The following is a 10,608-nucleotide window of genomic DNA, read 5'->3' on the forward strand; positions in this document are numbered from 1 at the left end:
CGAACCCGCCAAAGGTTCGTCCTTTTCCGTTTCATTTATTTTTCGATCAGAATGGTCCCCAGTCCATCCAGACACCGATGACCAGGAAGATGATCGCGAGAACAGACCAGATCAGCAACAGAGGTGCAACAAACTTGGCCCATTTCGTCCAAGGCACGCCGGCAACAGCGAGGCAGGCCATCAGTACGCCGGATGTCGGGGTGATGACATTGGTGAAGCCATCCCCCATCTTATAAGCCTGGACAGCGATTTGGCGAGGGACATCCATAATATCGGCAAGCGGTGTCATGATCGGCATGACGATGACGGCCTGTCCGCTGCCCGATGTGACGAGGAAGTTAAACAAGGCATTTGCAATGAACATGACGACGGCTCCGGTCGCGCTTGTAAACGGACTCATCATGGCAGCCATGCCTTCAACGATCGTATCGAGAATCTTTCCGTTCTCAAGGATGACGACGATAGAACGGGCCATCCCGATAATCAGTGCGCCATACACGAGCCCTTTCGCGCCGTTAAAGAATTCAGCGACCAGTCGGTTTGGCGTGATGCGGTCGATGAAAGCCGTTCCCACAGCAATTATCAGGAAGATGGCGGCCATTTCGTTCAAGCCCCACTGATGCCGGAAAACACCATAGACATAAATTCCGATCCCAATGACGAGCCAGAGCAGGACCAGTTTGTGGACGCCGGTCATTTCGACGTTCGTATCAGCCTGCCCATTTTCAACTTTTGGGAAGGGGTTATCGCTCAAGACACCCTTGGAAGGATCTTTTTGGATTTTTTTCGCGTACCAGAATATGTAAAGAATCGTAGCTAATACGACGGTGGCAAAGATGACAACCCTGTAGCCGACTCCTGAGAAGATTGGGAGTTCGGCAATCTGCTGGGCAGTCCCGACTGTCAGCGGATCAAGGAATGCGGTGGCGAATCCGGAATAGGCGCCGAGATAGATAATGGATACCCCGACAATTGCGTCAAATTTCATGGAGCGGGCAAGGATGATGCCGATTGGGATAAAGGCGATGACTGCATTGACGACGATGCCCAGTGCTCCGAAAACTGAGAAAAGCACCATGACTCCCGCAATCAGAATGAGTTCCTTATTTTTCGTTTTCTCGATGGTTTTCAGGATCAGTGCATCAATTGCTCCGGTTGCTTCAATGACTGCGAACGATCCGCCGATGATCAAAACCAAGAAAATCAGTGGCGCAGCCGCAATCATCCCTTCTTGTATCGCAAGAAAGACATCCATGAGGTTGGCGGGTTCCGAATGGATTTGTGAGTAACTGCCCGGAACGACAACTGTGTTGTCTTTCGTTTCTACTCTTTCGTATTCTCCTGCAGGGACCACCCAAGTCATGATGGCTGCCAGCGCCAGGATGACGAATAGGATGATATAAGCATCCGGTAATGCTGCAAATCTCTTTTTCACGAAATCACTCCCTTTTGTGTCCAATGTTCTGAAATTTTGTTGACTAATGAAAATAATAAACCTTATAATTTATTTTGACAATAATAAATTATTAAATTCATAGGAGGCCTAAGATGCCTTATCGTGAAAGAACGGAGCAACACTATGATTCATTAACACTCGGTTTGAAAAAAGTTGGGGAGGCCCTGCTTGCAAACCCGATTCTTTTTGCCACACGGTCTGCCAAACAGATTGCAGAAGTATTGGGTGTAAGTGAGACGATGATTGTCCGCTTTTCTAAGGCCATCGGCTTTGATGGATTTGGAGAATTACAGAAAGATATTCAGCAGACTCTATTGGCCGGGCCTGTTGTGACAGATGAAAATCCGGGAGATCACGAAAACCCATTTGGCCAAGTCATGAGCAGTGATGTGCGGAATATCCAAAAAGCGGCCGCGGAAATGGATGCAGCCGTTGCGGGCCGATTTGTCGATATCCTTGCTGAATCCGAAACCGTCCAGGTAGTCGGGTATTACCAGTCGTTCCCGTTCGCTCACTGGTTTGCTTTCTTATTGAACACCTTGACCGGGACAGCTTCCTTGTACCGACCCGAGACTGATATCGGGATCATTAAGCAAGGCAGCGACCATTGTGTCGTGATTTTCTCGTACTACCGCTATGCCATGGGCACGATCCGGCTGGCGGAAGAGGCAAGGAATAACGGGAACCTGGTGCTGGTGATTACAGATTCTTCTCATTCACCGGTTGTTCGGTACGCTGACCACACGCTGGTGCTACCGGGAGCGGAAAGATCGGTTTTGGAAAAAGGGCCTGTCACGTTTTCGGTGATGAACACCTTGCTGCTCCACATTGCCAAAACGCTCGGGAAATTGGATTTCATCAATCCTGCAAACCAATATTATGTGAAATAAGAGAGGGGACCTTCGTGATGAAAGATCTAAAAGATAAAGTGTTGCACACGTTTCAACATTTTCATGCGCATCCTGAACTGAGCTGGGAGGAGACGGAAACGACCAAGACAGTTGCCGGATTGCTGGCGGAAACCGGATGCCGGGTCCGGACATTCGAAGATTGCACAGGCGTGATCGGGGATATCGGGAATTTCTCGGATGGGAATCCGATCATTGCCTTGCGGGCAGACATGGACGCCCTGTATCAGGAAGTTCAAGGCGAGATGAGGGCCAACCACTCCTGCGGCCATGATGCTCATATGACGATGGTTCTCGGAACCTTATGGAATCTCTGCAAGCAACCCGGACTTCTCGAGAAAATCGGTGTCCGCTTTATTTTTCAACCGGCTGAAGAAGTGGGGACCGGTGCCTTGAAATTGGTGGAACAGGGGGTCGTAGATGACGTGGACTACTACTACGGAATCCATCTCCGCCCTCACCAGGAAACCCCTGACGGCAAAGCCGCTCCGGCGATCGTGCACGGGGCAACCGGGGCCATCGCCTTTGAAATCAGAGGAGATGACGCGCACGGGGCACGGCCGCATCTGACACATAATGCAGTGGAGATTGGCACCTATCTGGTCAATGCTTTCCACACCATTCATCTGGACCCGAATGTCCCGCATACTGCAAAAGTCACCAGGTTTCTGGCGGGAGGCCGGAACATCAACATTATCCCGGGCAATGCCTCTATCGCACTGGATATTCGTGCGCAGACGAACGACGCCATGGAGCAGCTCCGCACCCGGATACTGGAAATGATCCAATCCGCACGGGACCTGTTCCATGTCGAGATCAAGATTACAGATGACTTCGGCATTGCAGCGGCGGAAGTGCATCCGGAAGCAGAGGAAGTGGCCCGGCAGGCCATTGTCCGCACCATCGGAGAAAACAACCTGACCGAACCGATCGTCACACCGGGAGGAGACGACTTTCACTTTTACACAATCAACCGTCCGCATTTGAAAGCCACGATGGTTGGGCTGGGTTGCGGGCTGGCGCCGGGCCTTCATCACCCGGACATGACGTTCAACCCGGAGGCCATGATGAATGGGATTGAAATCCTGAGCGAGATTGTAGCAATTCATGCGGAGCGGGCGAAATAGTCTTAAAAAGCAGCCGGAGGAGCGTTTTCTTCGGCTGCTTTCATAGTTTTCAGACAAGAATTATCCGAAACTATTCATCCCACCCCCAATAACCATTATGATAGATGCAATAAGACCTGAACCGATTGACCTATAAAGGAGCCTTCCCATGTTCTCCAATGTCTCCATGCAAACGAAAATACTCGGACTGGTCACCGGTCTGATCCTTCTCGTCTCCCTTCTTCTGACCGTTTTTTACGCCGTCATGGAATACCAGCGGATCGAACAGGAGACGGGGGAGAAGGGGCTGAGGATGGCACAGGTGGTGGCGAAGATGCCGTCGGTGCGCAATGCGTTCGACGACGCGAATCCTGAGGTGATCCTGCAGCCGATCGCGACGGAGGTGCGGATTTTGTCCGGGGCGGAGTATGTCGTCATCGGGAACACGGAAAGCATCCGGTATGCGCATCCGGATCCGGACAAGATCGGGAAGAAGATGGTCGGGGGAGACAATGACCGGGCGCTGGTTGGCGGAGAGTCGTACATCTCGGAGGCGGTCGGCAGCCTTGGCCCGGCTGTCCGGGGAAAGGCGCCGATCCTGGATTACGATGACCGTATCGTCGGGGTCGTTTCCGTGGGCTACATGGTCGAAGATACTCGCTCCATCATCCGCGAGCGGCTCGGCAAGATCATCGCGCTTGCCCTGCTCATCATCGTCATCGGTATGATCGGCGGCATCCGCCTGGCCGACAGCATCCGGAAGGACACGATGGGGCTGGAGCCGGCGGAAATTGCATCCCTTTACACCGAGCGGACGGCCATTTTGTCTTCCGTTCACGAGGGGATCATCGCGGTGGACAAAGCGGGAGAAATCACGATGCTGAATGACTCCGCGCGGCGGTTGCTCGGGCTTTCGGAAAAGCAGGATATTCACCGGCTGGATGAGGTCAATCCGAACCCGGACGCCCGGCGATTCCTCCGGCCGGACGCCCGCCTGGCGAATGAGGAAGCGGTCATCAACGACCGTCATGTGATCGTGAATGCGTTGCCGGTCGAGCGGGACGGCCAGCCAGCGGGCGCCGTCTTTAGTTTCCGGGACAAGACCGAGCTGAAAGAACTTGTCGATACGCTGTCTGAGGTGCGGGAGTACTCGGAATACCTGAGGGCCCAGACCCATGAATACACGAACAAGCTTTATGTCCTCTCGGGGCTCATGCAGCTCGGGAAGTACAACGAAGCGATCGAGCTGATCTCGGACGAGCTCGACACGGCCCGCAGCCAGAACCGGATTTTGTTCACGCAAATCCAGGACCCGACCGTGCAGGCGATCCTCATGGGCAAAATCGGGAAGGCGTCAGAAAACAAGATCCGGTTCACCATCGATGACAACAGCGGCCTCGGCCCGCTCCCCGGACACATCGGCATCGCCCAGATTGTCACCATCCTCGGAAACCTCCTCGACAACGCCATGGAAGAAGTGCGGGATGCAGACCGCAAGGAAGTCACGTTTTTTGCGACGGACATCGGCCGGGAGATTCTCTTTGAAGTCGCGGACAGCGGAGGCGGCCTGCCGGAAAAGAATCCGGACCGGTTATACGAGCAGGGGTTCTCCACAAAAGCAGCCGACGGAAGAGGCTACGGCCTTTCGCTTGTGCGTGGGGCGGTGGACGAACTCGGCGGCTATATCGAAGCGCATAACAGCCAGGAAGGCGGAGCGGTGTTTACCGTGTTTATACCAAAACAGACAGGAGGGGTTGGATGATTCGCGTGCTGATTGTGGAAGATGATTTCAGGATTGCCGGCATCCATGAAGGGTTCCTCAAGGAGATTCCGGAGGTGGTGGTGGTCGGGAACGTGTTGTCGGGCAGCGACGCAGTGAAGGCCGTGCAGGCAGAGAAAGTCGACCTGGTGCTGCTTGACGTTTACCTGCCTGACATCACGGGTGTCGAACTGATTCCGAAGCTGCGGATGATCCGCCCGGAACTCGACTTCATCATCATCTCGGCCGCGGTCGAGCACGATGTCGTCAGCCGGCTCCTCAACCAGGGCGTCACCGACTACATCATCAAGCCGGTGAAAAAGGAGCGGTTTATCGAGGCGGTTGCGCGTTTTAAGATGAAGACCAAGCGAATCGGCGACGCCGGGGACTTTGACCAGGCGTTGCTTGACCGGATGCTCGGTGTGCCGGCGGAGGCGGTTCGGACGTCGCAGGCCCAGACTCCGAAAGGCATCGATCCCCTCACGCTGGACAAGGTCCGGAATACCTTGAAGCCGCTTGAAGCCGGCATCACCGCGGAAGAAATGGGCGAACAGATCGGCGCTTCCCGCACGACCGCCCGCCGCTATCTCGAATACCTCATCTCCGAAAATGAAGCCATCGCCGACCTGGAATACGGTGCGGTAGGAAGGCCGGAACGGAAATACTTCATGAACAGGAACAACTGAACGTCGCCCGGGAGCGGCGTTTTTTTGATGAGTGATCACCGCGTGCGAATGGTTACACCCCTTTCCGTGAACACAATGAACAAAACGCCCAATAATTTGCAAACGTTTACAGTGCGTAATTGGGCTACTAAACTGAAAACTGAGTTATTGAAGAAGTTCGTATAAACGAAGGGGGAACCACCATTGAAGAAATTACTACTGCCCGCCGCACTGGGCTTGTCCATGATGCTGGCCGCATGCGGCAGTGATGACGGCGCATCAGGGAACGCCGAATCCGGCGGCGGTGAGTTCAAGCCGACCGAATCGATCGAAATCGTCGCGCCTGCAGGCGCGGGCGGCGGCTGGGACACGACCGCCCGTATGGCGGCGAAAGTCCTTCAGGAAGAAGAGATCATCGACGGCAAAATCGGCGTCACGAACAAAGAAGGCGGCGGCGGTGCCGTAGGCTGGTCGTACATCGCCAACTATGAAGGTAATCCGCACAAATTGTTTGTGACATCGCCTCCGATGATCTTCATCCCGCTAAACGGCCAGTCCGAATATGACCATGAAGACTTCACGCCGATTGCGAATGTCATCGCCGACTATGCGGCTTTCGCGGTGCGCGAAGACGCAAAGTGGCAGGACCTGAACGAACTGTTTGAAGACATGAAAAAAGATCCGGCAAGCATCACGGTTGTCGGCACGTCGTCCCCTGGCTCGATGGACCACATGCAGTTCGTCCAGATCGCCAAAGCCGCAGGCGTTGACATAACGAAGATCAAGTATGTGTCCGCACAGGATGCGGGCGGAATGACACAGCTCCTGAACGGCAGCGTGGATGTCTACTCCACGGGTGTTGCCGAAACGGTCGAGCAGGTCAAGGCAGGCAAGGTCCGCGTCCTCGGCGTGACTTCCGAAGAGCGCCTGGAAGGCGAAGTCCTCGAAGACTTCCCGACTGCCAAAGAACAGGGCATCGATGAGACATTCATCAACTGGAGAGGCTTCTTCGGCCCTGCAGACTTGGAACCTGCTGCCGTCGAGTACTACGAAGAGAAGTTCAAGGAACTCAGTGATTCCGAAGCATTCGCGGAAATCCGCGAACAATTCGGCTGGAACGAAATGTACCTCGACAGCGAAGAGTATAAAGCATTCCTCGACGAGCAGCGTGAAGACATCCAGGTGCTTCTTGACGAGCTTGGCCTTGCGAAGTAAGCAGGCCGTCCGACGAACCATTCCGGAATGGCCGGCTCCGCCTGTCTTCCAATAAGATTTCTGAACCCCCGGCTTCTGCAAAGAGGCGGGGGGTTCCCGCCATCTTGGGCGCGAAAAATGACGAACCATCAATACAGCAACACAGGAGATGTTCCCATGCTTAAAACGTTGAATCAGAAAGTCAGCCTGATCCTTATCGCGATCGCTGCGCTGTATCTGTTCGGTGCGTTCCGCATCCCGAGCTATCCGTATGCCATCGTCGATGCCGACGTCCTGCCGAAAACGCTCGGCGTGCTGCTGATTGTCCTGTCCATTTTCCTGTTCTTCGCAAAAGATTCCGAAACGGAAGAACAGAAAAAGCGGCGCGACATCCCGAAAAGAGAAATCGGCATGCTCCTCGGCGTCGCCGGATTGATCCTGGCATACATCCTGCTTCTTGAAGTGATCGGCTTTGTCCTTACGACAGCGCTGTTCATTTTCTTCTGTTCGTTTTTCCTCGGGTACCGGAACCACGTCGCGAACGGCATCACGGCGGTCGTGTTCCCGCTCGTCCTTTACTTTATGTTCACGGAACTGCTAAGCATCACGCTGCCTAGCGGGATCCTGCCGTTCTGATTAGGAGGTTACTATGGGTTCTTTAGATGGAATCATCACAGGCTTTCAGACTGCGTTCAGTCTTGAAGCCATCCTGTTCGTGATCATCGGTGTCTTTGTAGGAACGATTATCGGGATGCTTCCGGGGCTTGGCCCGATCAGCGCCATCGCTGTCATGATCCCGATGACATTCGGAATGGATCCGGCGACGGCGCTCATCATGATGGCGGGCGTTTACTATGGCGCCATCTTCGGAGGTTCCACCTCGTCGATTCTCCTGAATGCGCCGGGCGTTTCGGGTGCGGTTGCAACGTCATTCGACGGCTATCCGATGGCCCAGCAAGGCAAGGCCGGGAAAGCGCTCGCCATCGCGGCGATTGCTTCATTCACCGGCGGTACGGTGTCGGTAGTCCTGCTGATGCTTCTGGCCCCGGCACTGTCGAGCGTGGCGGTCTCGTTCGGACCGGCCGCTTACTTTGCCCTGATGCTCCTCGGCCTTACCGCCATTGCCAGCCTGTCCGAAGGCTCGACGATCAAAGCGCTGATTTCGGCTGTTGCCGGCTTCATGGTTGTCACGATCGGCATCGATGCCCAGACAGGCACGCAACGTTTTACATTCGGCAACATGAACCTGCTTGAGGGCCTCGACTTCCTCGTCATTGCGCTCGGTCTGTTTGCGATTGCGGAAGTGTGCTCGCTCGTTTTGAACCGGAAAGACAAGTCGGTCAAGGACACGCACAACATCGGCAGCCTAAAGCTCGATAAACAGGATCTGAAAGATATGAGCGGACCGATGACGCGCCACTCGTTCCTCGGATTTATCCTCGGGGTCCTTCCGGGAGCAGGGGCGACGATCGCATCGTTTATCTCGTACATCTTTGAAAAGCGGCTCTCGAAAAACCCGGATGAGTTCGGTAAAGGCTCCGTCAAGGGCTTGGCCGCTCCGGAAACGGCAAACAACGCCGCGACGAGCGGTGCCTTTGTCCCGCTCCTGAGCCTCGGGATCCCGGGTTCCGGAACGACCGCCGTCATGCTCGGCGCGTTCCTCGTCCTTGGCGTCCAGCCGGGCCCGATGCTCATGACCGACCGGCCGGAAATCTTCTGGGGCGTCATCGCATCGATGTACATCGGGAACATCTTCCTATTGATCATCAACCTGCCGCTCATCCCGTACTTTGCGAAGATCCTCAAGATCCCGCGCCCGCTGCTGATTTCACTTGTCATTGTCTTCAGTATGATCGGGGTGTATGCGATCAGCTTCAACACGTTCGACCTGTACATGCTGTTGCTGTTCGGGGTCATCGGGTTCCTGATGAGGCTCTTCTCGTTTCCGGCACCGCCGTTCATCCTGGCATTTATCCTCGGCGGCATGCTCGAGCAGTCGCTGCGCCAGGCGATGACCATCTCGAACGGCAGCCTGTCGATTTTCTTGGATGACAAGATCGCACTCGGCCTGCTGATCCTCGCTTTGCTGTCATTTGTCTTCCCGCTCCTCAAGCAGCTTCGCAAAAACAAAGAGAAAGCAGCGGAAGCGTGACCGCATGATTGAACAGAAGGGCGGCATTGCTGCTCACCATCGGGCTGATGATCCTGCTTGGCGGGATTAATCAGCCCGTTTTTTGTGCGGATTTGGCGGGGGACAGCAGATGACACCATGCTGACACTGATGTTTCTGTTTGGGCTGGCGGAAATCGTCGAGGAAGTCCTGGAGGTCAATAGGTCATTACGGAAATCCTGATTAAACTGAGCAAAGGTGGACCGGCCGCGATCATCGCGGAACTCCCAGTTTGTTCATGATTGGCGTGCTCCATCAAAATGCCACCATGTAATCACAAATTAAAGAAAAGGAGCTATCTGGCCACTTTTCTTTTATCTATGTATTATTTCACTTTGTCCTTATTAACTGCTGAAGGGAAATAATCTTCGTAATCATTTGATTCCTTTTCTCGGGTAATCAAGAAAGGTACCAATGGTCGAAGACCGCCTAGAGAAGTAGACTCTTTAGGCGGTTTTTGTATTTGAAGTATGGAGAGTTACCCCGGAAGGCGAATGGTTACCTGCATTGATGATTACAGTATTTGGAAATGATATAGTTGAAGGAGTACTTCACACGTCTTCTCGGGAGGGAGCCGGATGTGCAAAATTACCAACGGCACAGCAGTTAAATTCAATTCAACGACATTCTCTGATGTTGCTTGTAAAGAAAGTGATGTCGAAGAGTTGTTGCGCAAGAATATCTACATGATATGCGATGAAGAGGAGTCCATGCTGATTGTCGGCAAGCAAGTCCGGAACGCTCAGCGCGGCATCAGTGATCTCACGGCGAATTGCCTGTTTTTCGAATGGATGAAAATCTGTTCTTTTTCAATCAAATTCAAAAGTTAACGCAACAGAGAGCAAATCATTACACATTTGACTACAGTGGATTAACTTTGGCAAGGGACGAATGAGTAAAAGCGTAAAGGGGCAAGCGTGATCAATACAACATACCAACGGATTGATGATAAAACCAGGGACCTATGTCGCCACCGCCGACGAGGGCGACGGATATGTTGCCATCATGTCCGGACCGGTTGGCAACAGTGATATTGTCGACAATGAAATCTTCTCCGGCCGGTTCCAGTTTACCGTCCAAGATGGCCAATACCTGAAACTATCGGATGCAACAATTGAACAATAGTAAAAGAATAAAAAGTGGATTCCAGCGTTTTCGACGCTGGAATCTGCTTTTTTATATGCTCGGAAATATCATCAGTACTCCAAAAATGAGCAAATGATAACTTTTATTCAATAGTAATTATGAAGCAGCAGCAAACCATTATTACTTCGCAAGACAGCAGATATTCCGTTATAAGACAGAATAACAAGAGTGAATCAATAAGAAATTACTCCGGCACGAAAAACT

10 protein-coding genes are annotated in these 10,608 nt (G+C 53.2%); 9 read left to right on the forward strand and 1 reads right to left on the reverse strand.

Annotation, left to right across the window (positions count from 1 at the left end; genetic code table 11):
- Positions 1–46: 46 nt before the first annotated feature.
- Positions 47–1,435, reverse strand: a complete 1,389-nt coding sequence (locus BLT01_RS12565) for a YfcC family protein (protein ID WP_092098297.1) — start codon at positions 1,433–1,435, stop codon at positions 47–49.
- 113 nt (positions 1,436–1,548) lie between these two features.
- On the opposite strand from BLT01_RS12565, the gene BLT01_RS12570 reads away from it, so the two are divergent.
- From BLT01_RS12570 to BLT01_RS12610, 9 genes are all read left to right on the forward strand, one after another.
- Entirely contained in the window at positions 1,549–2,346 is a 798-nt protein-coding gene (locus tag BLT01_RS12570; RefSeq protein ID WP_092098299.1) for a MurR/RpiR family transcriptional regulator, read from the forward strand.
- Between the two features lie 17 nt (positions 2,347–2,363).
- Entirely contained in the window at positions 2,364–3,491 is a 1,128-nt protein-coding gene (locus BLT01_RS12575; RefSeq protein ID WP_092098301.1) for a M20 peptidase aminoacylase family protein, read from the forward strand.
- A gap of 148 nt (positions 3,492–3,639) precedes the next feature.
- Positions 3,640–5,232 carry an ATP-binding protein gene (locus BLT01_RS12580; protein WP_092098303.1) on the forward strand — a complete coding sequence of 531 codons (1,593 nt, stop codon included), beginning with the start codon at positions 3,640–3,642 and terminating at the stop codon, positions 5,230–5,232.
- Positions 5,229–5,915 (forward strand): response regulator, encoded by a 687-nt coding sequence (locus BLT01_RS12585; RefSeq protein WP_092098305.1) that lies wholly within the window; start codon positions 5,229–5,231, stop codon positions 5,913–5,915. The genes BLT01_RS12580 and BLT01_RS12585 overlap by 4 nt, the downstream gene beginning before the upstream one ends.
- A gap of 183 nt (positions 5,916–6,098) precedes the next feature.
- Positions 6,099–7,109, forward strand: a complete 1,011-nt coding sequence (locus BLT01_RS12590; protein WP_092098307.1) for a tripartite tricarboxylate transporter substrate binding protein — start codon at positions 6,099–6,101, stop codon at positions 7,107–7,109.
- Positions 7,110–7,265: 156 nt separating this feature from the next.
- The gene (locus BLT01_RS12595) at positions 7,266–7,724 is read left to right on the forward strand and encodes a tripartite tricarboxylate transporter TctB family protein (protein WP_092098309.1); all 459 of its coding nucleotides are present in this window, start codon (positions 7,266–7,268) and stop codon (positions 7,722–7,724) included.
- A 13-nt stretch (positions 7,725–7,737) separates the two neighbouring features.
- Complete coding sequence (locus BLT01_RS12600; protein WP_092098311.1) at positions 7,738–9,240, forward strand: tripartite tricarboxylate transporter permease; 1,503 nt, start codon at positions 7,738–7,740, stop codon at positions 9,238–9,240.
- A gap of 596 nt (positions 9,241–9,836) precedes the next feature.
- A complete protein-coding gene (locus BLT01_RS12605) occupies positions 9,837–10,088 on the forward strand; it encodes a hypothetical protein (protein ID WP_245696932.1) in 252 nt (83 codons plus the stop codon).
- Between the two features lie 112 nt (positions 10,089–10,200).
- Positions 10,201–10,383, forward strand: a complete 183-nt coding sequence (locus BLT01_RS12610) for a hypothetical protein (protein ID WP_143020595.1) — start codon at positions 10,201–10,203, stop codon at positions 10,381–10,383.
- Positions 10,384–10,608: the final 225 nt, after the last annotated feature.

Origin of the sequence: Bhargavaea beijingensis, from assembly GCF_900101985.1 — a bacterium.
GTDB classification, from domain to species: Bacteria; Bacillota; Bacilli; order Bacillales_A; family Planococcaceae; genus Bhargavaea; species Bhargavaea beijingensis.